General features: G+C 54.5%; 22 protein-coding genes and 3 tRNA genes. 16 read left to right on the top strand and 9 right to left on the bottom strand.

Annotated elements, in window-relative coordinates:
* Positions 1-2: 2 nt before the first annotated feature.
* The gene (gene deoD / locus B4923_RS12260; protein ID WP_109054644.1) at positions 3-722 is read left to right on the top strand and encodes a purine-nucleoside phosphorylase; all 720 of its coding nucleotides are present in this window, start codon (positions 3-5) and stop codon (positions 720-722) included.
* A 28-nt stretch (positions 723-750) separates the two neighbouring features.
* On the opposite strand, the gene B4923_RS12255 is transcribed toward deoD, so the two are convergent.
* The 6 genes from B4923_RS12255 to B4923_RS12230 all read right to left on the bottom strand — a co-directional run bounded on the left by B4923_RS12255 (position 751) and on the right by B4923_RS12230 (position 7576).
* Positions 751-2415: an ABC transporter ATP-binding protein/permease gene (locus B4923_RS12255; RefSeq protein ID WP_109054643.1), complete on the bottom strand. Its 1665-nt coding sequence runs from the start codon at positions 2413-2415 to the stop codon at positions 751-753.
* 61 nt (positions 2416-2476) lie between these two features.
* Positions 2477-4978, bottom strand: coding sequence for a TonB-dependent siderophore receptor (locus B4923_RS12250; protein WP_109054642.1), 2502 nt, complete (start codon positions 4976-4978; stop codon positions 2477-2479).
* 92 nt (positions 4979-5070) lie between these two features.
* Positions 5071-6033 carry a FecR domain-containing protein gene (locus B4923_RS12245; RefSeq protein ID WP_109054641.1) on the bottom strand — a complete coding sequence of 321 codons (963 nt, stop codon included), beginning with the start codon at positions 6031-6033 and terminating at the stop codon, positions 5071-5073.
* Entirely contained in the window at positions 6030-6581 is a 552-nt protein-coding gene (locus tag B4923_RS12240) for a sigma-70 family RNA polymerase sigma factor (RefSeq protein ID WP_109054640.1), read from the bottom strand. The genes B4923_RS12245 and B4923_RS12240 overlap by 4 nt, the downstream gene beginning before the upstream one ends.
* Before the next feature lie 169 nt (positions 6582-6750).
* Positions 6751-7194 (bottom strand): ribosomal protein S18-alanine N-acetyltransferase, encoded by a 444-nt coding sequence (gene rimI, locus B4923_RS12235; protein ID WP_109054639.1) that lies wholly within the window; start codon positions 7192-7194, stop codon positions 6751-6753.
* The gene (locus B4923_RS12230) at positions 7139-7576 is read right to left on the bottom strand and encodes a DNA polymerase III subunit psi (RefSeq protein ID WP_109054638.1); all 438 of its coding nucleotides are present in this window, start codon (positions 7574-7576) and stop codon (positions 7139-7141) included. The genes rimI and B4923_RS12230 overlap by 56 nt, the downstream gene beginning before the upstream one ends.
* A gap of 110 nt (positions 7577-7686) precedes the next feature.
* On the opposite strand from B4923_RS12230, the gene rsmC reads away from it, so the two are divergent.
* Entirely contained in the window at positions 7687-8730 is a 1044-nt protein-coding gene (gene rsmC, locus B4923_RS12225; RefSeq protein ID WP_109054637.1) for a 16S rRNA (guanine(1207)-N(2))-methyltransferase RsmC, read from the top strand.
* A 3-nt stretch (positions 8731-8733) separates the two neighbouring features.
* Here the strand turns inward: rsmC and B4923_RS12220 are convergent, their stop codons facing one another.
* A complete protein-coding gene (locus tag B4923_RS12220; protein WP_109054636.1) occupies positions 8734-9726 on the bottom strand; it encodes an aldo/keto reductase in 993 nt (330 codons plus the stop codon).
* A 234-nt stretch (positions 9727-9960) separates the two neighbouring features.
* Between B4923_RS12220 and B4923_RS12215 the strand changes: the two genes are divergently transcribed.
* The 4 genes from B4923_RS12215 (at position 9961) to B4923_RS12200 (ending at position 11346) form a co-directional block, all read left to right on the top strand.
* Positions 9961-10866, top strand: a complete 906-nt coding sequence (locus B4923_RS12215) for a LysR family transcriptional regulator (protein WP_109054635.1) — start codon at positions 9961-9963, stop codon at positions 10864-10866.
* Positions 10867-10977: 111 nt separating this feature from the next.
* Positions 10978-11064: transfer RNA gene (locus tag B4923_RS12210), tRNA-Leu, on the top strand.
* A gap of 49 nt (positions 11065-11113) precedes the next feature.
* A tRNA-Leu gene (locus B4923_RS12205) sits at positions 11114-11200 on the top strand.
* Between the two features lie 59 nt (positions 11201-11259).
* Positions 11260-11346: transfer RNA gene (locus B4923_RS12200), tRNA-Leu, on the top strand.
* Positions 11347-11448: 102 nt separating this feature from the next.
* Here B4923_RS12200 and B4923_RS12195 read toward each other — a convergent pair.
* Entirely contained in the window at positions 11449-11739 is a 291-nt protein-coding gene (locus tag B4923_RS12195; RefSeq protein WP_109054634.1) for a DUF1435 domain-containing protein, read from the bottom strand.
* Between the two features lie 243 nt (positions 11740-11982).
* On the opposite strand from B4923_RS12195, the gene fhuF reads away from it, so the two are divergent.
* A complete protein-coding gene (gene fhuF, locus B4923_RS12190) occupies positions 11983-12768 on the top strand; it encodes a siderophore-iron reductase FhuF (RefSeq protein ID WP_109054633.1) in 786 nt (261 codons plus the stop codon).
* 140 nt (positions 12769-12908) lie between these two features.
* A complete protein-coding gene (locus B4923_RS12185; protein ID WP_170116054.1) occupies positions 12909-14375 on the top strand; it encodes an alpha/beta hydrolase in 1467 nt (488 codons plus the stop codon).
* A gap of 78 nt (positions 14376-14453) precedes the next feature.
* Here B4923_RS12185 and fucO read toward each other — a convergent pair whose 3' ends face one another.
* Positions 14454-15605: a lactaldehyde reductase gene (fucO, locus tag B4923_RS12180; RefSeq protein WP_109054632.1), complete on the bottom strand. Its 1152-nt coding sequence runs from the start codon at positions 15603-15605 to the stop codon at positions 14454-14456.
* 706 nt (positions 15606-16311) lie between these two features.
* Between fucO and gcvT the strand changes: the two genes are divergently transcribed.
* From gcvT to B4923_RS12140, 8 genes are all read left to right on the top strand, one after another.
* On the top strand, positions 16312-17430 hold the full coding sequence (gcvT, locus tag B4923_RS12175) for a glycine cleavage system aminomethyltransferase GcvT (RefSeq protein WP_109054631.1): 1119 nt from the start codon (positions 16312-16314) through the stop codon (positions 17428-17430).
* A gap of 26 nt (positions 17431-17456) precedes the next feature.
* The gene (gene gcvH / locus B4923_RS12170) at positions 17457-17849 is read left to right on the top strand and encodes a glycine cleavage system protein GcvH (protein ID WP_109054630.1); all 393 of its coding nucleotides are present in this window, start codon (positions 17457-17459) and stop codon (positions 17847-17849) included.
* A 168-nt stretch (positions 17850-18017) separates the two neighbouring features.
* A complete protein-coding gene (gene gcvP / locus B4923_RS12165; protein ID WP_109054629.1) occupies positions 18018-20891 on the top strand; it encodes an aminomethyl-transferring glycine dehydrogenase in 2874 nt (957 codons plus the stop codon).
* 265 nt (positions 20892-21156) lie between these two features.
* Entirely contained in the window at positions 21157-22029 is an 873-nt protein-coding gene (locus tag B4923_RS12160) for a carbohydrate ABC transporter permease (protein ID WP_109054628.1), read from the top strand.
* Between the two features lie 5 nt (positions 22030-22034).
* Positions 22035-22880: a carbohydrate ABC transporter permease gene (locus tag B4923_RS12155; protein WP_109054627.1), complete on the top strand. Its 846-nt coding sequence runs from the start codon at positions 22035-22037 to the stop codon at positions 22878-22880.
* Between the two features lie 33 nt (positions 22881-22913).
* Positions 22914-23747: a phosphodiesterase gene (locus B4923_RS12150; RefSeq protein WP_109054626.1), complete on the top strand. Its 834-nt coding sequence runs from the start codon at positions 22914-22916 to the stop codon at positions 23745-23747.
* Positions 23738-24826: an ABC transporter ATP-binding protein gene (locus B4923_RS12145; protein WP_109054625.1), complete on the top strand. Its 1089-nt coding sequence runs from the start codon at positions 23738-23740 to the stop codon at positions 24824-24826. The genes B4923_RS12150 and B4923_RS12145 overlap by 10 nt, the downstream gene beginning before the upstream one ends.
* On the top strand, positions 24819-26126 hold the full coding sequence (locus B4923_RS12140) for an ABC transporter substrate-binding protein (RefSeq protein ID WP_109054624.1): 1308 nt from the start codon (positions 24819-24821) through the stop codon (positions 26124-26126). Before B4923_RS12145 ends, B4923_RS12140 begins: the two co-directional genes overlap by 8 nt.
* Positions 26127-26208 lie beyond the last annotated feature (82 nt).

Here is a 26208-nt window from a genome sequence, read left to right as displayed (position 1 = left end):
GCATGGCTACGCCACATATTAATGCGGAAATGGGTGATTTTGCTGATGTCGTACTGATGCCCGGTGACCCGCTGCGCGCAAAGTATATTGCCGAAACCTTTCTGGAAAATGCCCGTGAAGTGAATAATGTTCGCGGCATGCTGGGGTTTACCGGCACTTATAAAGGCCGCAAGATTTCTGTTATGGGCCACGGAATGGGGATCCCTTCCTGCTCCATCTATGCGAAAGAGCTGATTACCGAGTTCGGCGTGAAAAAGATTATCCGCGTGGGCTCCTGCGGCGCGGTGCGTACTGATGTAAAATTGCGTGACGTGGTGATAGGAATGGGCGCCTGTACCGATTCCAAAGTGAACCGTATGCGCTTTAAAGATCATGACTATGCTGCAATCGCAGACTTTGACATGGTGCGTAATGCGGTGGATGCGGCCAAAGCGCGCGGCGTATCCGTTCGCGTCGGTAATATTTTTTCCGCCGATCTGTTTTATACGCCGGACCCGCAAATGTTTGATGTTATGGAGAAATACGGCATTCTTGGCGTGGAAATGGAAGCGGCCGGTATCTACGGCGTCGCGGCCGAATTCGGCGCTAGGGCATTAGCCATCTGTACCGTATCCGACCATATTCGCTCTGGCGAGCAAACCACCTCGGAAGAGCGTCAGACCACGTTCAATGAAATGATCGAGATCGCGCTGGAGTCTGTTCTGCTGGGCGATAACGAGTAAATCGCGACGAGACCGTCCCTGTCGTCGGCTACCGACGGCAGGGCGTCATGGGCAACGGGCGCTCAAACAGGGCGCAGATCGCCGGCTGGTGGCTGACCGCCAGCACAATGGTCTGCGGCAGCGCTTGTCTTAACTGCGTGAGCAACTGGATGGCGGTCGCGTCATCCAACTGGCTGGTGGCCTCATCCAGACACAGCAGCGCAGGGCGCAGCAGTAACGCGCGCGCCAGCGACAGGCGCTGCTGTTCGCCGCCGGATAATTCCTGACCCCAGTTGGACGACTCCGCCAGTCTGGCGCTAAGCGCCGGCAGGCCGACCTGTTTCAACACCTGACGCAGCAAGTCGTCATTCGGTGTTTCCGTCAACGGATAACAGAGCATGCGACGCAGAACATCCTGCGGCAGATAGGGTTTTTGCGGCAGGAACAGCGTCTTTCCCGCCGGAAGTCGCCATTGCCCTTGTACGGCGGGCCACAGTCCGGCAAGGGCGCGCAGCAGCGTGGTTTTTCCACTGCCGCTTTTCGCTGACAGAACGGCCCATTCACCGGCCTTCAGACTGGCGGTTAAGGGGATAAACAAGGGATTACCGTCAGGGTGATGGGCCGTAAGCGCATCAATATGCAAGGTATCGCCAGCCCGATGTGGCGCTTTCGGCTCCGGCAGTTTCTTCAGCCTATTCTGGAATTCCCATAGCCGCTCAATGGTGGCCGACCAGGCGACCAACTGGCGATAAGCATCGATAAACCAGCCGAAGGCATCCAGCACGTAACCGAACGCGGTACTGGCCTGCATCACCGCGCCAAGCGTTACCTGACGCGCCAGATAAACCGGCAGAATGGCGAATACCGGGATCATCAGGCTGAGGCGAAAATAGCTGGTGATAAAGCTTTCCAGCCGGAATTCACGCCCCATCAGGCTATGCCAGTTATTGACGATTGCCTGAAAGCGCCGCTGCATCCGTGTTCGTTCGGCATTTTCCCCCCGGTAGAGCGCGATTTGCTCGCTATGCTCGCGCACCCGCAGCAGCGTGGTGCGGTAATCGGCCTCCGTGCGTTGTTTCTCCACGTTCAGGCCGTGCAGACGATGCCCCAGAAGATGGGCGAAAACGCTGTTGATGGCGGCATAACCCAGCGCGATCCACACCAGATAACCATGAATGGTGAAACTATGACCGCCAACGTTCAGCGTCTGTACGCCGGACAGTTGCCACAGAATGACGATAAAGGAAAAAAAGCGCGCGGTGTTTTTCAGCAACGACAGCAGCAGTTCCAGGCTTTGTTCAATCAAGAGCCGGATATCCTCGGCAATACGCTGATCGGGGTTGTCCGGTTCGCCGCGCAGGCTGAGCCGGTAATGGGCGCTGTGGGCCAGCCATGCTTGTTCAAAACGCTGCGTCATGTCCTGACGGCAGCGGATAATCAGCAACTTTTTCAGCCAGTTGCCGTAAACAATCACCAGTACGAATAGCGCGGTATAGCCTGCGTAGCGCCCGGCCAACGCGGGAATGGACGCGTGCTGAAAATAGTCGGCCAACGCATCGTAAAAGTCCTTGCTCCAGTTGTTATACAGCACGCTGATCCACACCACCGACAGCGTCAGAGCGATAATGCTTAACAGCAGCAGCCAGCAAAAGACGGCGCGGCGGGTAAACCAGAACGGGGCGATCAGCTGATAAAAGCGTTTTAGCGTTTGCATCGAATCATTAAACCCGTGGCCCGCGGGTCGCAGGCCACGTTCTGTCGGTTAGCGTGGGCAATCAAAAGGTGTATTTCGCCGTTAGCATAACGTTGCGCGGATCGCCGTAATAGTTGTAACCACTGCGGTGGCGGTTATTCAGGTTCTTGTAATAAACCTTATCGGTCAGGTTATTGCCCACCAGATTAAAGCTCAGGTTTTTACTGTATTGATAGGTAATATTGGCGTTAACCAGCGTATAGCCTCCCTGAGACAGACCGAAGGCCCGGTTTGGATAGGTCGAGGTGCCGGTTTGGGCGGTCAATCCCGCGCCGATGGTCCACTGATTGAGTTCGCCCGGCAGGTTATAGCTGCTGTACAGTTTAAACATATGCTTCGGCGTGCGGGGGCTGAACTGCGCCGCTTTGTCACTATCAGACGCTTCCAGGTATTTACTGTTGGTTAGCGTGTAACCGGCGCTCAACTGCCAGCCTTCGGCCAGTTTACCGGAAATCTCCATTTCAACCCCCTGGCTGCGTACCTTGCCTTCGGCGCGGAAGCAACCATTGTCAGGGTTCTGACAAACGGAGCTGTCCGCTTCGGCGAGCGCCCGGTTGGCCTGAATAATGCGGAACAGCGCCAGCGATGCATTCAGATCGCCGTCAAAGAATTCGCCTTTAACGCCGGTTTCGTAGTTGGTGCCGGTAATGGCGGGCAACAGGTTATTGTTTTTGTCTTTGGCGCTCTGCGGCTTATAGATCTCAGCGTAGCTCGCATACCAGGTGTAATGATCGGCGAAATCCCATAACAGCCCGCCGTAAGGAACAAATTGATCGCGGACGTGCAGCCGACTGTGATCTTTGTCGCTGCCGTTGCGCAGATTATCGTAATAATAGTCGTAGCTGTAGGCGCTGTAGCGGCCGCCGAGGATCAGTTTCCAGTCATCGGCCAACTCCAGCCGGGTGACGGCGAATAAGCCGCGCTGATAAATATTATATCTTTCTGCGTAGTGGCTATTGTAGAGGCTCAAATCTGACCAGTCTGGTTCTGCGACTGAATTGGGGTTCCAGTGATAGATATCGGCGCTGCTTGTGTTGGTAATACGGCCAAAGGTGGTGTCAAAGTTCTCTTTCTGATAATCGCCGCCGAATACCAATTCATGATTGCGCCCCAACAGTTCAAACGGACCGCTCAGACTGAGGTTGTAACCCCATTGATCGCTTTTGTTGTCATAGTGTAGCGCGTTATTTAACCGGCTGGCGCCGGTCGCGGGATCGACGCCGGCGGTGCCGTTCATAATACCGATATAGCGCTCTTTAGACGTGGCCCGGGTGAAGTTAAGTGCGCTCTTTAATGTCCAATCGTTGTCAAAGTTATGTTCGAATTCAGCAAACGGATTAATCCTTTCAAAATTAATCTGGTTCCAACTGGCACCCAGGAAAGTTGAACGGGAAAGGTGTAAATCGCTTTTATCGGTGCCGAACGGCACGCCGTAAAGATCGGGCGTCACATCGGTTTTCTGCCAGTTGATACCAGTTGTGAGGGTGGTATCCGGCGTCATATCCCAGGCCAGCGTCCCGAATAACACCTTTCTTTCACTGCCGACGTAATCCGTGAAACTCTGCCTATCCTGATACACGCCGACAAAGCGGCCGCGTACGCTGGCATTGTCATTTAACGGACCGGATACATCCGCTTCGCTGCGGTAATTATCCCAACTGCCAGCGGCGACGCTGCCTGATGCCCGGAAATCATAGGTGGGTTTTTTACGTACCAGGTTGACAGCGCCGCCCGGCTCGCCGCTGCCTTGCGTCAGGCCGGAAGCGCCGCGCAGAATTTCCACGCGATCATAAATCGCCAGATCGGGGGATTCACTGCTCGACTGGGAAGCATTCATCACGCTGTTTTGCGACGACAGGCTGACGCCGTCCTCTGTGATATTATCCATAACGAACGCACGAGATTCATATTTCACCTGAAAGCTATTCTGATTCACCACATTGACCCCGGTGGTCTGGCTCATCGCTTCGTCCAGCGTGGTCATATTCTGGTCGTTCATCTGCTTACGGGTCACCACGCTGACCGACTGCGGCGTTTCACGCGGCGACAGATTCAACTGGGTGGCGGTGCTCATGCTGCGGGTGGTATAAGAATCGGTGCCTTCGGTTATGCCGTTACGGTTGATGCTCGCCGTCACCAATATCTCATCGCTCTCCGGCGCCTTCTGCAACATATAAGTGTCATCAGACTGCTTCACCGCCTGCAAACCGCTGCCGGCAAGCAGGGTACGAAATCCCTCGTCCACACGATAATTTCCCTGTAACGCCGCCCCCATTTTGCCGGTCGCCAGATTGGCATCGCCCGCCAGATACACGCCTGACTGGGCGGCGAACTGATTTAGCTGGCTGCTTAATGGACCGGCCGGAATGGCGTAAGCGCGCATTGCCTGAGCTTCTGCCTGCGCGGCGCCGGGTAACATAAGCAAAGGCGCGCTGGCGCTGCACAACAGCAGCCGGATGGCGATCGCAATGGTTACGGGCTTCCCGCCTGCGCCGGACGGAGAGAAAAATGGTGTAAGTGACATACGAATTCGCCTTCTGACCCAGAGTGAAAAATAGTGCTTTTATTGTGAATCGAAGGACGGATGTAAAAGGGGAACCGAAAAGTAGACTTTTTTTATTTTTTTTCCACTGTCACCCACCAGGAAAAGCGCCGGTTGATTCGAATCGGGAAAGTTTGCGCCAGCATGGTCAACGCTTTATTCGTGTCAGTCAGCGGAAAGGTCCCTATGACCCTTAGCGCAGCGATGTCCGGCTGGCACGCCAGATAGCCGTGCCGGTAGCGGGAGAGCTGTGCGATAACCTCGCCCAGCGGCATGTTGTCGGCCTGTAGCAAACCCTTTGACCAATCGGCGTCGGTTGGTTGGCCGGGCAATAATGGCCCCTGGCCCTGAAGATCGAAATCCAACTGCTGACCGGCATTCACCCGGCGCGGCGTTTGCGTCTGGCGTGCCGTGACTTCAACCGCGCCTTCATAGACGGCAAGATGCGTGGTTTCATCGCGCTGTTCCACGCTGAAGCGGGTTCCCAGCGCCTGCATTTGTCCTTGCGCGCTGGAGACAAAAAATGGGCGGACATCCGGGGCGGTATCGATCAACACGTCGCCTGACAGTAGCGCAATCTGTCGTTGCCGATCGCTGTAGCGTACGTCGATCGCGCTGGCGGTATTCAACCAGATCTGCGAGCCATCCTGTAATCTGAAGTGTTTGACTTCGCCGACGGCGCTGCTGTAGTCCGCCGTCATCGCCAGCAGCGATCCCCGCAGCGGCGTATGGCGGTAAGTCGCCCAGGATAACAATGCCCCTGTGCCCAATAGCGCACCCAGCTTAAGTGCCCGACGGCGATTCATGTTGGTGGATTGATGCAGCAGAGTCTGCATTACCGGGTGTGGGCTGCTGTCACGCAATGGCCGAAAGCGTTGGCTCACGGTTTGGACATAATCCCACGCCCGGCGGTTTTCCTCGCTTTCATCCAGCCAGCGTTGCCAGCGCCGGTGATGATCGTGATCCGGCGCCAGATCGCGCAGTCGGGCGTACCACTGTGAAGCCTGCTGTAGAGCGGCAAAGCTGGGTTTATTCATGATGTTGCAGTCTGAACAACGGGCGCAATGCCGTCTATTTCCGCTTCCAGCAGTACGCAGTGCAACATGGCCTGCGCCATGTATTTTTTCACCATGCGTTCCGATACGCTGAGTGCTGTCGCGATTTCCCGGTAGGTCAAACCCTGAACCTGCGCCATGAGAAACGCGGCATACACTTTTTCTGGCAATGCCCGCAACATGGCATCAACCTGATACAGGGTTTCGAGAATAATGTGGTTGTGCTCAGCGGACAGCGTGACGGGTTCCGGTTGGGCAGCCAGCGAATTCAGCCAGGCGCGCTCAATTTCCCGTTTACGCCATAGATCGACGCACATCCCCTGCGCCATCACGCTCAGATAGGCGCGGGCTCCGGCATGACTGTCGAATTGACGCGGTTTTAGCAGCAGGCGTAGAAAGACATCCTGAGCCAGATCGGCGGCGTCGCACAGATTGCCCAGCCGTTTACGCAACAGCCCCTGTAGCCAGCCGTGATGCTGGTGATAGAGTTGATGGATATCTGCTGCGGTATCAATAGGGACTGATGGCATGTCAATGGCCTGAAAACGAAATCGTGGGGAAAAATAAGATGTGCGTCACATTTTAATTGAGAATGATTGTTGTTTCAATGAAAGCCTCGACAAAGGCCCGGCAGGATTTTCTTTATGCCTGACGGTGCTCGGTGTCGCCAGAAAGGAAGGGCTGGCGATGCCGCGCCCGTTACCCCAGCGGCAGCGCCATGATGATGGCGTCTTCACGGCCTGCTGCGGTGGGGTAATAATCTCGCCGCAGCGACACTTCGTTAAACCCCAGGCTTTCATATAGCGCGATGGCCCGCTTATTGGAGGCGCGAACTTCCAGCCATAGCGTCAGGATATCGCGTTTTTCCATTTCCTGAATGACATGTTCGAGCAGTTCACGGCCAAGCCCCTGACGCTGATAGTCCGGGTGAACCGCAATGTTGAACAGCGTCGCTTCATCAAGCACGACCTGGGTAATGGCATAGGCGGCCATGCGTCCGTTGTGGCTCAGCTTCAGGTTGACATAGCGATCTCCCTGATTGCTGACAAACGTTTTTTCCGTCCACGGAAAGGCGTGACTGGCTTGTTCAATCAGAAAGGCTTGCGCCAGATCGGTCGGTGTCAGAGAAGATATCGTGTTCATGTTCGCAAATTTGTTGCCAGAGCGCGCGTTTGGCGTCGGCACTCCGGGAAAGCTCAGGCAGGGCCGGGCTGGTTAGCTGGACACCGTCCAACGCAAGCGGTGCGTCCACCCCCAGGCGCCAACTATGGCAGCGGGTTTTTTCGGGAAGCATCACGGTTTGCTGCGGGGTCAGACGATAGGTTTGCTCTGGCGTAAGCGCCAGACTGCGTAAAACATCGTTCAGCAGCGGGACATCGTCGGGCAGCGGCTCGGCGGAGACAATAACCAGACGAACCCGTGAGGGCAGACTGACGGCGATTTCACCTTGCAGCGCCGCCGGGCGCTTCAGGATCCACGGCGTAATCCCCAGTTGTTGTAGCAGCCAGTCACGTCTTGATTCCATGCTTTATCCTGTCCGCAGCGCGATTATGCCGCCCTATGCTAGCAAACCCATCGTACATGCGCCAACAAAGCTCTATAATCCCGGTTCAATTATTAAGGAGCCATAGTCTGATGTCTGCATTAACCCCTGCCAGTGAAGTAATACTGCGCCATAGCGACGAATTTGTCTCACGCCGGGTCCTGTTTGCCGGTGATTTACAAGACACGTTCCCTGCGCAGTTTGAAGCATCCGATGTGTGTGTCCACGCCACGCAGTTTCACCACTGGCAGCAGTTAAACCGGACGCTGGGTGATCATGTTCAGTATGGTTTACTGGCTGAGGCCCAACTGGTGGCTGACTGCGATACCCTGATTTATTACTGGCCGAAGAGCAAGCAGGAAGCGGAATTCCAGCTGTTCAATCTGCTGTCGTTATTGCCTGTCGGCGCTGAAATTTTTGTAGTGGGTGAGAACCGCAGCGGCGTGCGCAGCGCTGAAAACATACTGGGTGATTTTGCCACGCTGGTGAAAATCGACAGCGCTCGTCGCTGTGGGCTTTATCATGGCCGTATCGATAAGCAGACCACCTTCAATCTTGATGAATGGTGGGACGAGTATGTGATTGATGGCGTGACCGTGAAAACCCTGCCCGGCGTGTTCAGCCGTGATGGGCTGGATCCGGGGAGTCAATTGCTGCTGTCCACGTTTGAGCCGCATATGAAAGGCAAAGTGCTGGATATCGCCTGTGGCGCGGGCGTTCTGGCCGCCGCGCTGGCGAAGCAGTCCCCGAAAATCCGTCTGACGCTGAGCGATGTCAGTGCCGGAGCCGTTGAATCCAGTAAGGCGACGATGGCCGCCAACCAACTGGAAGGGGAGGTCATCGCCAGTAACGTTTACTCCGAGATTACCGGCCGTTTTGACATGATCGTATCCAATCCGCCGTTCCATGATGGTTTGCAAACCAGCCTTCAGGCGGCAGAGCTGCTGATTCGCGGGGCGGTATCGCATTTGCCGATTGGCGGACAGTTACGCATCGTCGCCAATGCGTTCCTGCCCTATCCGGCATTGCTGGACGCCGCCTTTGGCAGCCACGAAGTATTGGCGCAAACCGGGCGCTTCAAGGTTTATCAGGCCACGGTTGGTCGTCCGCCTCGCACTGCCAAAGGCCGCCATTAATTTCTAAAGATTAACCGTTGCCATGCCTTCCGTGCTGTAGCGTTCTCCCGCTGCGGCATGGAACGGGAAGATGGCTTCAATTGCCTCCAGTTCTTCCTCCGTCAGTGTGACATCCAGCGCCGCAACGTTCTCTTCCAGATAGCGGCGGCGTTTGGTTCCCGGAATAGGCACGATGTGTTCGCCTTGCGCCAGCACCCAGGCCAGCGCCAGCTGCGATGGGGAGATCCCTTTTTGTGTGGCCAATTGATTGACTTTTTCGACCAATTGCAGGTTTTTGGCAAAGTTATCTCCCGCAAAACGCGGATTGCTGCGGCGGAAATCATCGGCAGCCAAATCATCCGGTGTACGGATTGCGCCGGTCAGAAAACCGCGTCCCAGCGGGCTGTAGGGAACAAAGCCGATACCCAGACGCTGGCAGGTCGGCAGGATGTTTTCCTCTACATCCCGCGTCCACAGCGAGTATTCACTTTGCAACGCCGTGATGGGATGCACCCGATGCGCCCGTTCCAACGTGGTTGCGGAGGCTTCGCTTAGCCCGATGTAGCGGATTTTCCCTTCTTTAACCAAGTCTGCCAACGTCCCGACCGATTCTTCAATGGGGACGGTAGGATCAACCCGATGCTGGTAATACAGATCAATCACCTCGACGCCCAGTCTTTGCAAACTGCCTTCGATGGAGGTGCGGATATATTCCGGTTTACCACAGACTCCGCGCAATTCCGGATGTGCCGGATCGCGCAGAATGCCAAACTTGGTGGCCAGGAAAACCTGTTGGCGTTTGCCTTTGATCGCTTTGCCAACCAGTTGTTCATTGGTGTGGGGGCCGTACATATCGGCGGTGTCCAGCAGTGTGACACCCAGCTCCAGCGCACGATGCAGGGTGGCAATGGACTCTTTTTCGTCCTGCGCGGTGAAATAGAAATCACTCATTCCCATGCAGCCCAGTCCGAGGGCCGAAACTGATGGACCGTTGATACCTAATTTACGTTGTTGCATTGTGCCGTCCTCATCATGTTTTTATACCCGTCATACTTCAAGTTGCAGATGCGTTGGCTGCGCTTAGTCATCCGAATCACTTACCTGAGTAAGCTCATCGGGGGGCCTGCGCTTGCCGCCTTCCTGCAACTCGAATCATTTAGCGTAAGGGGAGTGTGGTTGTTTATTGAAAAAAGATAAATAACGCATTTTGTGCAACACTATTCAAAAATTAACAACAATAGTGGGGTGGCGATGGATCATATTCAGGCGATGCGGATCTTTGTACGTATCGTGGAACTGAGGAGTTTTAGCCGCGCAGCCGAAAAGCAGGGGTTGCCGCGGGCCACCGTAAGCCATACCATCAAACAGCTCGAAACGCGGCTGGGGGTTCGATTGCTGCAAAGAACGACCAGACAGGTGAATGTCACTGACGAAGGTCAGATTTATTATCAGCGCTGTACCCATCTGTTGGCCGAGATTGAAGAAACCGACACGCTTTTTACCCACCAAAAGCGGCAGCCGGTGGGAAAAGTTCGGGTTGATATGCCACATTCGCTGGCCAGAGACGTCGTTATCCCTGCGCTGGAGGAGTTTTACCAGCGCTACCCTGAGATAACGCTGATGCTGAGCGCCAATGACTCGGCGATTAATGTCCTGCGGGAAGGCGTTGATTGTGTGTTGCGAGCCTGGCGATCGGAGGATGAATCACTGGCGACCCGGCATTTACCGTCCATGCCGCAAATAACCTGTGCATCCGCGAGTTATCTGGCCCGGTTTGGCATCCCCCCGTCATTGGACGAGCTGTCCGGGCATCAGGCCGTTGGCTATTTTTCATTACGTACTGAGCATCTTTATCCGCTGGAATTCATGCAAAACGGGGAGCGAATAACGCATATGCTGCCGGGAAAATTGCAGGTCAATGGCGCTGATGCCTATATTGCAGGCTGCTGTGCCGGACTGGGGCTGATTCAGGCGCCCCGCCGTGGTTTACAGCCGTTTCTGGACCGTGGGGAACTGGTGGAAATATTGAAAGATACACCTCCGCCGGATATGCCGTTATATGTAATGTACCCGCCGGGACGCTTCCTGGCGCCGCGGATTCGGGTGTTCATTGAATGGCTAAATGAACTCTTTGCTCGCCACGCTGCTGCGAGGTGATGTTTTTTGCAGCAAACCCCGCATTTCAACGGAAATAATCATTGACCTTGACGTCAAAACCTCTAGAATTCGCCTCCGTGGTGGCATCGCGTAGCGCGGTGTGACGGGATTGCGAAGGTGGCGGAATTGGTAGACGCGCTAGCTTCAGGTGTTAGTGCCTTAACGGGCGTGAGGGTTCAAGTCCCTCTCTTCGCACCATATCACCACGATCGTGTTTCACGGTGAATTCGTATCGCACAGCATTATTGCGAAGGTGGCGGAATTGGTAGACGCGCTAGCTTCAGGTGTTAGTGTCTTAACGGACGTGAGGGTTCAAGTCCCTCTCTTCGCACCATGTTGTGACCCATGTCGGGCGGTGATACGAAGTGCGCGGTGATAAAACGGTTTATCAGTGCGAAGGTGGCGGAATTGGTAGACGCGCTAGCTTCAGATGTTAGTGCCTTAACGGGCGTGAGGGTTCAAGTCCCTCTCTTCGCACCAATCCTTTCTTATCTATTTCCTGCTTTGATTTTTTTACTCTCCCCGGTTTTCCCCTGGCAAGCGTTGTTCGCGTTTGTTCCGGAGGCATTCGCTTCTATCGTACTATCCCTGGATGAGATTAAACGTAATTGACAGCGCGGCGAGTCCACCTGCCAGTGCCACGCACGAGGGGAGTAGCAGATAGTGCCGTAAACGCTGATGGAACAGCATGAACAGGGTTGCCAGCAACGCGACGGCAATGATCAGTTTGAGATGCGTCAGGTTGAGATCAAGCATTGCCAGTAAAGGCATGATAGCGCAAGGCAGCAGCACGCCCCAGGCGCTGGACAGACGTTTGCCCAGACACCAGCTTATCCCCCACAGTCCGCATGCGGTAATCATCGCTGTCAGCATTTTTATCACCGTCAAATATGATAATGATAACCAATATCATATAAGAATTTATATCAATTACCAGTTTTTTGATGGAGAAGAATCGACTGTTCAAAGCGTGGCAATGGCTGACAACGCCGCGTATTGATCATGTTCTGCACGACCGCAGAACGCTTGTGCTGGCGCCGGGAGAAAGTTTGTTATCACAAATGAATATAAGTAGTATTACTAATCGTTATCATTTCGTTTTACGGAACGCCTGCCATGCCGATAGTCAAAAATAGTCCCTGTACTTCGGAATCGTCGACATTTTCCGTTGGCGATCGGCAGTTGGCGGATTCGCTGAATGATATTCTGCGCCAGTATCGCCCTCATTGCCTTGATACGATCAAATTCGGTGAATCGCCGCCACCGGAAGCCATGACGCTGGCCGAGTGGTCGCGTCCCGCGGCGTTTCGTCAACTGCTGCAACGTTATAGTAATGATTTATATCAGGAATATTCCGATCGCACGCGTGAGGAAAAGCCGCTGCAATCACTCTGGGCGCAGTGGTATGTCGGGCTTCTGGTTCCGCCGCTGATGCTGGTATTACTCAAGCACGCTGCGGCGTTGGATTGTTCTTGCCCGCAGGTTTATGTCGCGTTTCATCATACCGGCCGGCCGGAGGCGTTTTATCTCGCTGCGCAGGTTTCGTCGGGCATCGGCCTGTCGCCGCGCGAGCGGCTGGAAATGCTGTTACATCAACATCTCATTCCGGTAATAAATGCGCTGGATAGTTTTGGAGCATTGAACGCCAAACTGGTCTGGAACAATACCGGCTATCTGATGCACTGGTTTTTGGGGGAGTTGAGCGCGTGTACGCCACAGCCGGTGCTCACCGGCCTGCAAAACGATCTGTTCTTTTCCCCCGCGCTGCTGGATGGTCGTGACAATCCGCTCTATCGCACGGTTATCCCTCGTGGCGGCGTCATTCAACGCCGTAGCTGTTGCCAGCGTTATCGTATCCCCGGCGTGGATAAATGCCTGGACTGTACCCTGAATTCGACTTGATCAAACGAGTGTGCGTCTTGCATTGTCGGTTTCCCGGCATCCTCATCAGAGTGTCATTTTGATATGATCATGCTTTCCCCATGTAAGCGAGAACATGATAAAAATATGTTTTCGCAAGGGACTCGAAACGGAAAATCAACATGGTGATCAAATCTGTCAGGCGAGTGATCAAACGGGGTGCCATTATTCTCGCGGTGGTGGCGATAACGCTGCTGGTTATTCGTATTTATGATACCCAGCGCGGCCCCGCACTGGCTCCCTGGCATACCTATGTACCTGATGAACTCTCCGCGGAACAGTTGGATAAAGCCGACTGGACGGCATATCTACAGGCGGAAGACACGCTTTTTCAACAGATAAACCAGCATGTGACGCAGGAACTGGATGAGGACGAGCAGCGGCCGATTAACCGCTATTTTTCCGGTAGCCCGGTTTATCCGGGGAAATTTCAGCATGACTGGAATCGTTCTTATGAGCTGATGCCTGATGGCGCCCCGAAAGGCGCCGTGGTGTTGCTGCATGGATTGACCGATTCACCATATAGCCTGCGGCATGTCGCTGAGCGTTATCGTCAGCGCGGCTTTGTGGCGGTAGGAATTCGTTTACCGGCGCACGGCACGGTGCCCGGCGCGTTGACGGATGTTCACTGGCAGGATTGGTTAGCGGCGACGCGCCTGGCAGTGCGTGAAGCGGAACGTCATATTACCCCGGCTTCTGGTCGGTCTTTGCCGCTGCATATTGTGGGATTTTCCAACGGCGGGGCGCTGGCGCTGAAATATGCCCTGGATTCGCTGGATGACGCGACGCTGACGCACCCGGATCAGCTGATTCTGATTTCGCCGATGATCGGCATTACCAGCTACGCCCGGTTTGCCGGTTTAGCGGGGCTGCCGGCCATCTTTCCGGCGTTTGCCAAATCAGCGTGGCTGGGAATTCTGCCGGAGTTTAATCCGTTCAAATACAATTCGTTCCCGGTGAATGGCGCACGGCAGTCGTGGCTATTGACGCATGAGCTGCAACGTCAACTGACCCGCAAAGCGCAGAGCCAGACGCTGGCTGCGCTTCCGCCGGTGCTGACGTTTCAGTCGGTGATGGATTTTACCGTCAGTACCCGGGCCGTTATCTCCGCGTTTTATAATTTATTGCCCGCCAATGGCAGCCAACTGGTGCTGTTTGATGTCAATCGCACGATCAACTTTGGACCGCTATTACGCGATTCCGCCAATGGGGCGGTGAATCAGTGGCTACCACCCGCGCCGCGCTATTATGACACGACGGTGATCACCAATGCGGCGCCTGATAGCGCCCATGCCGTCGCGTTTGACGTCAATGCGGGAATGAAGCAGGAGAGCATTCGCGATTTGGGGATTGATTATCCCCCTGACGTTTACTCGCTATCGCATGTGGCGTTACCGTTCCCGGATTCGGATTCGCTGTACGGGCGTTTTTCACTGAATCCCAGAGAATTCGGCCTGCCGCTGGGGATGATTGCGGCGCGTGGCGAGCGTTCGGTACTGGTGGTCGATCTGGATACGCTGCTGCGTTTATCTTCGAATCCTTTTTTCCCTTATTTGATTCAACGAATCGATGAGAAAATCCCGCGGTAGCGTAACGCCGGGGATGCGTCATCTGCCCGGGCGGGCAGATGACCGGTCAGTCACCCGGAGGCGACTGACGAGAGGACGTTAGTAAATCGACTGATACAGCGCTTTGATGTCTTCGATGCTCGTTGCCCGCGGGTTACCGCCGGTGCAAACGTCGTCAAAAGCGGCCTGAGCCAGCGCCTGAATATCCGCTTCCTTCATGCCGACATCGCGCAATTTCGGTGGAATATCCACGTCATGAGACAATTGCCGGACCGCCTGTATCGCCGCTTCCCGCGCCAGGGCAATCGGCATGTCTGCGACTGCTTTCACGCCCATGGCAATGGCGATGGCTCTGAATTTTTCACCGGTATAATCGGCGTTATAGGCCATGATATGCGGCAGCAGGATCGCATTGGCGACGCCGTGCGGCGTGTCATAGAACGCGCCCAGCGGGTGCGCCATGCCGTGAACCAAACCCAGCCCGACATTTGAGAAGCCCATCCCGGCGATATACTGCGCCAGCGCCATTTCCTCCACACCTTTAGCTTTGCCGGCGACGGAATCACGCAGCGAGCGGCTGATGATTTCGATCGCTTTCAGATGCAGCATATCCGTCAGCTCCCAGGCCCCTTTGGTGGTAAAGCCTTCAATGGCGTGTGTCAGCGCATCAATCCCTGTCGCGGCTTTCAGCGAAGCGGGCATGCTGGCCATCATCTCGGGATCAATGATCGCCACAATGGGAATATCATGTGGATCAACACAGACGAATTTGCGGCGTTTCTCTTCGTCGGTAATCACATAGTTGATGGTGACTTCGGCTGCGGTGCCGGCAGTGGTGGGAATGGCGATAATGGGTACAGAAGGACGTTTGGTGGCGGCGACGCCTTCGAGACTGCGGACATCGGCGAATTCGGAGTTATTGGTAATAATGCCGATGGCTTTGCAAGTGTCCTGCGGCGAACCGCCGCCGATGGCGATCAGATAATCGGCTTGCGCGGATTTAAAGCGTTCAACGCCTTTTCCCACTACGCCGATGGTGGGATTGGGGATAACTTCATCGTAGATCTCATAAGCCAGTCCGGCGGCGTCCAGCTGTGCCGTGACCTTGCCGACAACGCCGAATTTAATCAAATCCTTGTCCGTAACCAGCAATGCTTTTTTAAAGCCATGCCGGGTGACTTCATCAACGACATGCGCGATAGCGCCGACGCCAAAATAGGATGTTTCGTTAAGAATCATTCTGTTAACCATGAGGGTAATCTCCGTAACGTATTGATTTTAATAAATTGAATAAAATTCATGTAGGGCAGCTCAATATCGAACAGGAATGTTTATCGCTAGGCGCTGGTTAAATATCGTTCGCTTTATTCACTGTAGTCCCGCGGCTGATTGGTCAAAACCAGAATGTTATGGCGGGTTGATAAATATCAAATTCCCTAATCCTTATTCTCACTATGAGAATAAATGCCCTGTTGTGCCTTCTGTTCATTGCCATGTTGTCGGCTACGTTGGCATTCAGTGGAAGAAGATTGGGAGCCAGTTCACAAAAGTGCGGTTTGGCGAGACGTGCGAGGAAATCACAGCATCATTTCCAGGGTGGAAACAAACTGGCATTTGATTGAAATAATCTAATTTCAGTCTGTTTTTATCATTATATTAACTAATGCGATATGTGTTTTTATTCTGGTGGCATTGCCTGTGTTATCCAATTTAAATGTCATTAATCTGTGATTAATCCGGTTTTTCATGATTTATATGCTTTATTCTTGCAAAAAATAAGAGCTTTAATCTTATGATTTTGCGTTTATCGCATAAGAGGTTAAGGCTTTCTATATAGTTTAACTTATGTTTATGGATGTGGTTTAACCGGCGCTTCGGTGGTAAGTTCAGTCATAAGATATCGTTTGCGTAACGAGTTTCTATCTCCTGAACGCTGTGTTCTGAATAGAGGGAAAAGATGGCAAAGCAGACTCCGTTGTATCAACAGCATCTGGCCGATGGCGCCAAAATGGTTGATTTTCACGGCTGGATGATGCCGCTGCATTATGGCTCTCAGTTGGATGAACATCACACTGTACGCCGTGATGCCGGTATGTTCGATGTGTCCCATATGACGATTGTGGATTTGCACGGCGCAAGAACGCGCGAGTTTCTCCGCTATCTGCTGGCGAATGATGTTGCCAGGCTGACGCTGCCGGGTAAGGCGTTATACACCGGCATGTTGAATGCTTCCGGCGGCGTGATTGACGATCTGATCGTGTATTTCCTGGCGGAAGACTATTTCCGGCTGGTGGTGAACTCCGCCACGCGGGAAAAAGATCTGGCCTGGATCACCGAGCATGCCAAAGCGTTTGCGGTAGACATTCGTGAACGCGATGAACTGGCGCTGGTGGCCGTTCAGGGGCCGACCGCGCGGGAAAAAGCTCAGTCTTTGCTGAAAGCACATCACCTGTTGGACGATGCTCAGATTGAGCAAATTGCCGCGATGAAGCCATTTTTTGGCGTACAGGCGAATGACTTCTTCATTGCCACGACAGGTTACACCGGCGAAGCCGGCTATGAAATTGCGCTGCCTCAGGAACAGGCGGTGGATTTCTGGCAACAGCTATTATCCGTGGGCGTCAAACCCTGTGGATTAGGCGCGCGCGATACGCTGCGGCTGGAAGCCGGAATGAACCTCTATGGGCAGGATATGGACGAAGGCGTGTCGCCGCTTGCCGCCAACATGGGGTGGACCATCGCATGGCAACCGCAGGATCGCCAGTTTATCGGTCGCGAAGCGCTGGAAAAACAGCGTGAAAAAGGGGGCGAGCAATTAGTCGGACTGGTGATGACCGAAAAAGGCGTATTGCGTAATGATTTACCTGTGCGCTTTACTGATAGTGATGGTGTGATGCAGGAAGGTGTCATTACCAGCGGATCGTTTTCACCCACGCTTGGCGTGAGCATTGCGCTGGCGCGTGTCCCTGCGGGCATCGGTGAACAGGCTATCGTCCAGATCCGCAATCGTGAGCTACCTGTGCATGTCACCAAACCCGGCTTTGTTCGTGCCGGAAAACCGATTGTTCAGTATTAATTTGTGAAGGAAAGGAGAAGGTGGCAATGAGCGATGTACCAGCAGAACTAAAATATACCGCTTCGCATGAGTGGGTGCTGTCTGAAGGTGAAGGTGTTTACAGTGTCGGTATTACCGATCACGCGCAGGAATTATTGGGCGATATGGTGTTTATCGATCTGCCGGAAGTGGGTACGATTGTCGCGGCTGGTGATGATTGCGCTGTTGCCGAATCGGTAAAAGCGGCTTCTGATATTTATGCGCCGATCAGCGGTGAGATTATCGAAGTCAATGAGGATCTGGAAAACGCGCCTGAACTGGTCAACAGCGCGCCGTATACCGATGGTTGGCTGTTTCGGATCAGATCGTCTGACGAATCTGATCTGAATGAGCTGCTTGATGCCGAAAGCTATCAGGCCTCGTTGGAAGAAGACGAATAACGATGCCGCCCTGGTCTCTGCCGAGCCGGGGCGTTTTTTATGGCGGGCTATCCGGCTCGCCCCTTTCGGGCCGTCGCGAGCGACGTTGAAAAACGCGCCCGGCGTTTTTTGTTCTTCCGTCCTTGTCGAGCAAGGACGGAAGTATGTTTTACGCAGGAAATTTTGGTAATGACTCAGACTCTCAGCCAGCTTGAACATGACAACGCTTTCGTTGAACGCCATATCGGCCCTTCCGCCAGCCAACAGCAGCACATGCTGTCGGTAGTCGGCGCGGATTCACTGGATGCGTTAATCCGGCAGATTGTACCTGCCGATATTCAGCTACCCAGCCCGCCCGCAGTCGGGGAGGCCGTGACGGAGCATCAGGCGTTGGCTGAGTTGAAGGATATTGCCGGCCGCAATCAGCGTTATAAAAGCTATATTGGCATGGGATACGGTGCGGTGCTGATGCCGCCGGTGATCCTGCGCAATGTGCTGGAAAATCCAGGCTGGTATACGGCCTATACGCCGTATCAGCCGGAAGTGTCGCAGGGGCGTCTGGAAGCATTACTGAATTTTCAGCAGGTAACGCAGGATTTGACCGGTCTGGAGCTGGCCTCGGCATCGCTGCTGGATGAAGCGACTGCCGCCGCGGAAGCGATGGCGATGGCGAAACGCATCAGCAAGCTGAAACAGGCTAACCGTTTTTTTGTGGCTGACGACGTTCACCCGCAAACGCTGGATGTGGTGCGTACGCGCGCCCGGACGTTTGGTTTTGACGTGGTGGTGGGGAAAGCGGAAGCGGCGCTGAATGATGACGCGGTATTCGGCGTGTTGTTGCAGCAGGCTGGTACGACAGGCGAATTGCACGATTACGGCAGCCTGATGGCAGAACTGAAAAATCGTAAGGTTATCAGCTGTGTGGCTGCGGACATCATGGCGCTGGTGCTGCTGACGGCACCGGGCAGGCAGGGGGCGGACATCGTTTTCGGTTCTGCTCAGCGTTTCGGCGTGCCGATGGGATACGGCGGTCCGCACGCGGCATTCTTTGCCTGTCGTGACGAACATAAACGCGCGATGCCGGGCCGGATTATCGGCGTGTCGAGAGACGCCGCAGGCAATACCGCATTGCGTATGGCGATGCAGACCCGCGAGCAGCATATCCGTCGTGAAAAAGCCAATTCCAATATTTGCACCTCGCAGGTGTTGCTGGCCAACATCGCCGGTCTGTATGCCGTTTTCCACGGCCCTGAAGGTCTGAAACGCATTGCCGGACGTATCCACCGCCTGACGGATATTCTGGCGCACGGCTTACGTCAAGGCGGCATGACGCTGCGCCATCAAACCTGGTTTGATACCCTGACTGTCGAGGTAGCGGATAAAAATGCGACGCTCAGCCGGGCATTAAGTTTTGGCATCAATCTGAGAAGCGATCTGGACGATGCCGTCGGCATCACGCTGGACGAAACCACCACGCGTGAAGATGTGCTGGCGCTGTTTTCCGTACTGTTGGGCGACGCGCACGGGCTGGATATCGACACGCTTGATGCGGAAATAAACCCGCAGTCCGACGCTATACCCGTAGCCTTACAGCGTAACGATACGATTCTGTCGCACCCGGTCTTCAACCGTTACCACAGTGAAACCGAGATGATGCGCTATCTGCATCGTCTGGAGCGCAAAGATCTGGCGCTCAATCAGTCGATGATCCCACTGGGCTCTTGTACCATGAAGCTTAATGCGGCGGCGGAAATGCTGCCGATCACCTGGCCGGAGTTTGCGGAACTGCATCCGTTTTGTCCGCCGGAGCAGGCGCTCGGCTACCGGCAGATGATCGAACAGCTGTCTGGCTGGCTGGTGCAACTCACGGGTTATGATGCGGTCTGCATGCAGCCCAATTCGGGCGCGCAGGGTGAATATTCGGGGCTGCTGGCGATCCGCCGCTATCATGAAAGCCGTCATGAAGCGGCGCGTAATATCTGTCTGATCCCCAGTTCCGCCCATGGCACCAACCCGGCGTCGGCGCAGATGGCGGGAATGAGTGTGGTGGTGGTGGCCTGCGATAAGCAAGGTAATATCGATCTGCACGATCTGCGGGAAAAAGCGCAGACGGCGGGCGATCGCTTGTCCTGCATCATGGTGACCTATCCTTCGACTCACGGCGTTTATGAAGAAACCATTCGTGAGGTGTGTCAGATTGTGCATCAGTATGGCGGCCAGGTGTATCTGGATGGCGCCAACATGAATGCGCAGGTCGGTATTACCACTCCGGGTTACATTGGCGCGGATGTCTCTCACCTCAACCTGCATAAGACGTTTTGCATTCCGCACGGCGGCGGCGGTCCCGGCATGGGGCCGATTGGCGTCAAAGCGCATTTGGCGCCGTTCGTTCCGGGGCATCAGGTGGTAAAAATCGACGGCGTTCTGACCGGGCAGGGCGCGGTCTCTGCCGCACCGTTCGGCAGCGCCTCCATCCTGCCGATCAGTTGGATGTATATCCGCATGATGGGGGCGGAAGGATTGAAACAGGCCAGCCAGACGGCGATCCTCAACGCCAACTATATTGCCACGCGGTTGAAATCCGCGTTTCCGGTGCTCTATACCGGACGGGATGGACGCGTCGCGCATGAGTGTATTCTCGATATCCGTCCGTTGAAAGAGAGCAGCGGCATCAGTGAGATGGACATCGCCAAGCGCCTGATCGACTACGGTTTCCACGCGCCCACCATGTCGTTCCCGGTGGCGGGAACATTGATGGTTGAACCGACGGAGTCGGAAAGCCAGGTGGAATTGGATCGCTTTATCGACGCAATGCTGTCGATCCGGGCGGAAATCGATCGCGTGATGAACGGCGAATGGCCGCTGGATGACAACCCGCTGGTGAACGCGCCGCATACGCAGGCTGAACTGGTGGCCGACTGGACACATCCGTACAGCCGCGAACTCGCGGTGTTCCCGGCAGGAAACGAACATAAATACTGGCCAAGCGTAAAACGTCTGGATGACGTCTACGGCGACCGTAATCTGTTCTGTTCCTGCGTGCCGGTGGCGGATTACGAATAACCCCTTTGCCGCCGATGCCCGGCGATATAGGCGTTAATGTCGGGGACGATTGCCGCAATAGCGATCGTCCCCGGCAGACTGTTTGAACATCCGCTGCAATGCGTCTATCGCCATTGGAAATCATTTTCAGGCAAATATTTTCTCACCGAAAACAAACTGTCACTGAACTGACTCTTCCCTGACATGCAAGCTCTTTATGTTAAAGCCTCTGTGTTCAACATAATGTTGTTTACTACAATATTGTTTACTACGTGGCAAATGAGCTATGCGTGCAAAATGCTTTCCTTACCTTGTGCTGCTGCCGACGCTGGTTTTTCTCTTCGCTTTTACCTATTTTCCTCTGTTGCGTTCGGTTATCGACAGCCTGTATGACACCCGGTTAAATGTCGAACGGCCGCTGTTTGTCGGCATGGATAACTTTATCCGTCTGTTGCATGACGATGTGTTTTGGCAGGCGTTGTTGAACAACGTGCTGTATATCCTGATGACGGTGATCCCCGGCGTATTACTGGCGTTATTGCTGGCCGTGCTGCTGTGGGAAAACACGCGGATCAACCGCTGGCTGCGCACCGCTTTTTTCTTTCCGATGATTATTCCGCTGGTGAGTGCGGCAACGCTGTGGCTGTTCATTTTCATGCCGGGGCTTGGCCTGCTGGATTACTACCTGGCGAAGGCGTTCGGACCGATGAACAACAACTATCTCGGCATGAGCGACAGCGCGCTGGTGGCAGTAAGCGTCATCGGTATCTGGAAATTCGCCGGTTACTACATGCTGTTTTTCCTCGCAGGGTTACAGTCCATTTCCACTTCGGCGCGTGAAGCGGCATTGATGGAAGGGGCGTCGAGACGTCAGGTTTTTTTCTACGTCACTTTACCGTTGCTGCGGCCGACTATCGCGTTTGTGGTGACGATTGCCTTTATCTACGCCATTACCCAGATCGACCACGTTGCGGTGATGACGCGCGGCGGCCCGAATAACGCCACTACCGTACTGCTCTACTACATTCAGGATCTGGCAAATGATACCCACGATCTTGGCAAGGCCTCTGCCGCGACTTTTCTGACGCTGGTACTGCTGTTTGCGTTTTCCATCATGAACCTGAACGTGTTGGAAAAGGGGGCGCACTATGAGCGTTAAAAAACATGAGCGTTGAACATCATCATCCGCTGCGTGTGACCACCGCATTTACCCTGCCGCTATTGCTGATTTGCGCCGCCATACTGTGGATCAGCCCGTTTATCTGGATGCTGTCATCTTCCATCAGCACCAGCAGTTTCAGCAGTGATATGGCCTCGCTGCTACCACGGCTCCCGCTGACGCTGGATAACTTCCTCGACGCGTGGGACAGCGCCGATTGGCTACGCCTCTACGCCAATACGCTGATCTTCGCGCTGGGCACTTTTCTGGTTCAGCTGGTGACGATTACGACTGCCGGGTACATCTTTGCTTATCACCAGTTTCGCGGCAAAACGCTGCTGTTTTACCTGCTGTTGATCCAACTAATGATTATGCCCGTTGTGATGATGGTGCCGAACATGATGACGCTGAAACAGCTGGGGCTGCTGAATACGCTGACCGGTGTGATGATGCCGTATTTCGCTTCGGCGTTCGGCGTGTTCCTGATGCGTCAGGCATTTCTCAACATCGCCAAAGAAATTGAAGAAGCGGCGCTGATGGAAGGGTGTCGCTGGTGGCAGGTGGTGTTTCACGTCCTTATCCCCATGACCTGGCCCTCTATTCTGGCTTTCGCCACCGTCAGTATTACCTATCACTGGAATGAGTATCTCTGGCCGCTGATGGTGCTGAACGATCCCGATAAACAGGTGCTGACCATTGGTCTGGTGTCGTTTGCCATGGGCGCGGAGTCCGGTGGACAGTGGGGACTGATTTGTGCCGGAACGCTGCTGGTCTGTCTGCCGCTGATGCTGGCATTCGTGCTGTTCCAGAAGCAGTTCCTGAGTAGTTTTGGTTTTTCAGGCATCAAGTGATTGCCTTTCAAAAAGCGCTAAGAGGTGGAAGTTATGTTACTGGCACAGATTTCCGATCTGCATTTTCGTAGTGAAGGCCGCAAGCTCTATGAATTTATTGATGTTAATGGGGCCAACGCCGAAGTGATAAATCAGTTGAATACGCTGCGTGAGCGCCCGGATGCGATCGTTATAAGCGGTGATATCGTCAACTGTGGCCGTCCGCAGGAGTATCAGGTGGCGCAGCGCGTGTTGCAGATGCTGGATTACCCTTTGTATGTGATCCCGGGTAATCACGACGATAAACGCCATTTTCTGAATGCCATGCGCCCGCTTTGCCCGCTATTGGGCGACGATCCGGATAATATCCGTTATGCGGTAACTGATTTTCCCCTGCGCCTGCTGTTTATCGATTCCAGCCTGACAGGGCAGTCCAGGGGCTGGTTGACGCCCGCAACGCTGGGCTGGCTGGAAAAGCAATTGATCGATCATCAGGAGCGTGAAACGGCAATTTTTATGCACCACCCGCCGATCCCACTGGGTTCTGCACAGATGGATCCTATCGCCTGTGAAAATGGTCATGAATTGCTGACATTGATCGAACGCTTCCCTCAGCTGACGCGGGTATTCTGCGGTCATACCCACCGGTTAATCATGACTCAGTATCGTCAGGCCATCATTGCTACGGTGCCCGGAACCGTGCATCAGGTGCCTTATTTTCATCATGATGATACGCCTTACTACAATCTGGAGCCCGGCGCCGTGGTGATGCACCGCTATGTCCCGATCACCGGTCTGGTGAGTTACAGCCAGTCGCTCGCGTCGTTTCCCGGTCCGTATCTCTATGACTCACGTATCAGTTGCCCGGTGGATGAGTCATGGCCGTGATTCAGTTACGCAATATCAGCAAACAGTTTGAACAAACGCAGGCGCTGGCCTCGCTATCGTTAGACATTGCCGACGGAGAATTTCTGGTACTGGTTGGTCCGTCCGGCTGTGGTAAAAGCACGCTGCTGCGCATGCTGGCCGGTCTGGAAACCGTGAGTGCCGGACAAATCCTGCTGGGCGCAGAAGACATCACCGCCTGGAGTCCGAAACAGCGTAATTTTTCGATGATTTTTCAGAATTATGCGCTATTTCCCCATCTGACGGTGGAACAGAACATCACTTTCGGTATGCGGATGCGCGGCGAGCCGAAAGCGGACTATCCGCAGCGTGTACAGCGGGTCGCCAGCTTGTTGCAACTGGAACCGTTACTTAAGCGCAAACCGGGAAAACTCTCCGGCGGTCAACGTCAGCGGGTGGCCATGGCAAGGGCGATTGTCCGCGATCCCCGGCTATTCCTGATGGATGAGCCGCTATCGAATCTGGATGCCAGACTGCGCAGCGAAGTGCGGGACGGCATCATGGCGCTGCATCAGCAGTTGAAAACCACCACGGTGTACGTCACGCACGACCAGATTGAAGCCATGACCATGGCAGACCGGATCGCCGTGCTGGATCGCGGCGTGCTGCAACAGGTTGGAACGCCTGAACAGCTTTATTCTCATCCGGCCAATGTATTTGTCGCGGGGTTTATCGGCACACCGGCGATGAATATGCTCACGCTGCCCTGTATCGACGGGCATGCTTTTTTGCTGGAGCAATCCATCAAACTACCCGTCACCGAGGAAACCCGCGCGATGACGAAGGTGCAGTTAGGGATCCGCCCTGAACATATTACCGGGCAGGCCGTATCAGGCGTTGGATTGCAGTTGCCGGGTACGGTAACGCAGCGGGAATTGTTTGGGGCCGAGTACCTGATTCATGTGGAGACCCCGTTGGGAGGGATGCGCTACCGTCGGCCAAATCGCGATGGTGTTCCGGACGTAGGAACGCCCCTTGTTCTCCATTTTTCACCGCAGGATTGTCATTGGTTTTCCGGGCGGACCGCCCGCAATTTATCCCAGGAGAAAATAAATGCATAAGCCCCGTATTATTGCACTGGCGATGGCCTTGCTGATGTCCGGCCCGGCGCTGGCAAAGCAGAGTATCGACTTCATGTTCCCGGCTCCGGTTGACGGCAAGCTGACAATGGAAATGACGCGCATCATCAAAGAATACAATCAGTCGCAGGATCAGGTTGAGGTCCGCGGCATTTTTACCGGCGGTTATGACACCACCAAAGTAAAAGCCGAGGCGGCGGCCAAAGCGGGCGATCCCCCTGCGCTGGTGATTATGTCCGCAAATTTTACAGCCGATCTGGTCATCAAGGATGAAATTCTGCCGATGGATGAGCTGTTCAAATACGGCAACGAAAAAGCCACCCCGTTCCTGACCAAAAACTTCTGGCCGGCGCTGCATCAAAATGCGCAGGTAATGGGCGTGACCTATGCCATTCCGTTTCATAATTCGACGCCGATTCTTTATTACAATCAGGATATGTTGAAGCAGGCTGGCTTTAACGAAGCGCCGAAAAACTGGGATGAAGTGGTCGAGGTGGCGAAAAAACTGACCGATCCGGCGAAAGGACAATGGGGCATCATGCTCCCGTCTACCAATGATGACTACGGCGGTTGGGTATTATCGGCCCTGACGCGCGCGAACGGCGGTGCTTATTACAACGCTGACTATCCCGGCGAAGTGTATTACAACACGGCCTCAACCAAAGGGGCGCTACAGTTTTGGCGTAATCTGGTTCACCGCGACAAAGTGATGCCGGGCGGCGTGCTGAACTCCAAACAAATCAGCGCGGCTTTTTTCTCGGGTAAGTTGGGAATGGCCATGCTGAGTACGGGCGCGCTGGGCTTCATGCGTGAAAACACGAAAGATTTCCAACTGGGCGTGGCGATGATGCCGGAAAAAGAACGACGCGGCGTGACCATCGGCGGAGCCAGTCTGGTGAGTTTCAAAGGGATTTCTGAAGATCAGAAGAAAGCAGCCTGGCAGTTCATGAGCTATCTGGTGAGCCCGGAAGTCAGCGGCAGCTGGAGCCGGTTTACCGGTTACTTCGCTCCGCGCATCGCGGCGTATGACCTGCCGGAAATGAAAGATTATCTGGCTAAAGATCCGCGAGCGGCGATCGCGCTGTCTCAGTTGCAGTACGCGCATCCGTGGTACGCCACCTATGAAACGGTCGCGGTGCGCAAGGCGATGGAAAACCAGCTTGCCGCATTATTGAATGATCCGGCGTTGAGCGTGGATCAGGCGGCCGCCGCCGCCCAGCAGGAAGCCGATACCATTATGAAGCCATATGTGGAGCAGACGGCGCTTGGTTTGCCGAAGTAGGAACAGTCGGACTGCCGATACATTCAGGCGCTTTGGCTCTGCCATTGAGCACCCCGCCCGGCCTCTCTGGGCAGGAGAGGGT

The organism is Brenneria roseae subsp. americana (genome assembly GCF_003115815.1).
GTDB lineage: Bacteria > Pseudomonadota > Gammaproteobacteria > Enterobacterales > Enterobacteriaceae > Brenneria > Brenneria roseae.
This window is presented reverse-complemented; position numbering and strand designations above follow the sequence as displayed.

Excerpts from the sequence above, each read along its gene's own strand:
- gcvP (WP_109054629.1), top strand. The coding sequence starts at position 18,018 with ATGACTCAGACTCTCAGCCAGCTTGAACATGACAACGCTTTCGTTGAA.
- B4923_RS12255 (WP_109054643.1), bottom strand. The coding sequence starts at position 2,415 with ATGCAAACGCTAAAACGCTTTTATCAGCTGATCGCCCCGTTCTGGTTT.
- B4923_RS12215 (WP_109054635.1), top strand. The coding sequence starts at position 9,961 with ATGGATCATATTCAGGCGATGCGGATCTTTGTACGTATCGTGGAACTG.
- rsmC (WP_109054637.1), top strand. The coding sequence starts at position 7,687 with ATGTCTGCATTAACCCCTGCCAGTGAAGTAATACTGCGCCATAGCGAC.
- gcvH (WP_109054630.1), top strand. The coding sequence starts at position 17,457 with ATGAGCGATGTACCAGCAGAACTAAAATATACCGCTTCGCATGAGTGG.
- fhuF (WP_109054633.1), top strand. The coding sequence starts at position 11,983 with ATGCCGATAGTCAAAAATAGTCCCTGTACTTCGGAATCGTCGACATTT.
- deoD (WP_109054644.1), top strand. The coding sequence starts at position 3 with ATGGCTACGCCACATATTAATGCGGAAATGGGTGATTTTGCTGATGTC.
- B4923_RS12140 (WP_109054624.1), top strand. The coding sequence starts at position 24,819 with ATGCATAAGCCCCGTATTATTGCACTGGCGATGGCCTTGCTGATGTCC.
- B4923_RS12250 (WP_109054642.1), bottom strand. The coding sequence starts at position 4,978 with ATGTCACTTACACCATTTTTCTCTCCGTCCGGCGCAGGCGGGAAGCCC.
- B4923_RS12220 (WP_109054636.1), bottom strand. The coding sequence starts at position 9,726 with ATGCAACAACGTAAATTAGGTATCAACGGTCCATCAGTTTCGGCCCTC.
- B4923_RS12150 (WP_109054626.1), top strand. The coding sequence starts at position 22,914 with ATGTTACTGGCACAGATTTCCGATCTGCATTTTCGTAGTGAAGGCCGC.
- B4923_RS12245 (WP_109054641.1), bottom strand. The coding sequence starts at position 6,033 with ATGAATAAACCCAGCTTTGCCGCTCTACAGCAGGCTTCACAGTGGTAC.
- B4923_RS12145 (WP_109054625.1), top strand. The coding sequence starts at position 23,738 with ATGGCCGTGATTCAGTTACGCAATATCAGCAAACAGTTTGAACAAACG.
- B4923_RS12240 (WP_109054640.1), bottom strand. The coding sequence starts at position 6,581 with ATGCCATCAGTCCCTATTGATACCGCAGCAGATATCCATCAACTCTAT.
- fucO (WP_109054632.1), bottom strand. The coding sequence starts at position 15,605 with ATGGTTAACAGAATGATTCTTAACGAAACATCCTATTTTGGCGTCGGC.
- B4923_RS12155 (WP_109054627.1), top strand. The coding sequence starts at position 22,035 with ATGAGCGTTGAACATCATCATCCGCTGCGTGTGACCACCGCATTTACC.
- B4923_RS12160 (WP_109054628.1), top strand. The coding sequence starts at position 21,157 with ATGCGTGCAAAATGCTTTCCTTACCTTGTGCTGCTGCCGACGCTGGTT.
- B4923_RS12185 (WP_170116054.1), top strand. The coding sequence starts at position 12,909 with ATGGTGATCAAATCTGTCAGGCGAGTGATCAAACGGGGTGCCATTATT.
- B4923_RS12230 (WP_109054638.1), bottom strand. The coding sequence starts at position 7,576 with ATGGAATCAAGACGTGACTGGCTGCTACAACAACTGGGGATTACGCCG.
- rimI (WP_109054639.1), bottom strand. The coding sequence starts at position 7,194 with ATGAACACGATATCTTCTCTGACACCGACCGATCTGGCGCAAGCCTTT.
- gcvT (WP_109054631.1), top strand. The coding sequence starts at position 16,312 with ATGGCAAAGCAGACTCCGTTGTATCAACAGCATCTGGCCGATGGCGCC.
- B4923_RS12195 (WP_109054634.1), bottom strand. The coding sequence starts at position 11,739 with ATGCTGACAGCGATGATTACCGCATGCGGACTGTGGGGGATAAGCTGG.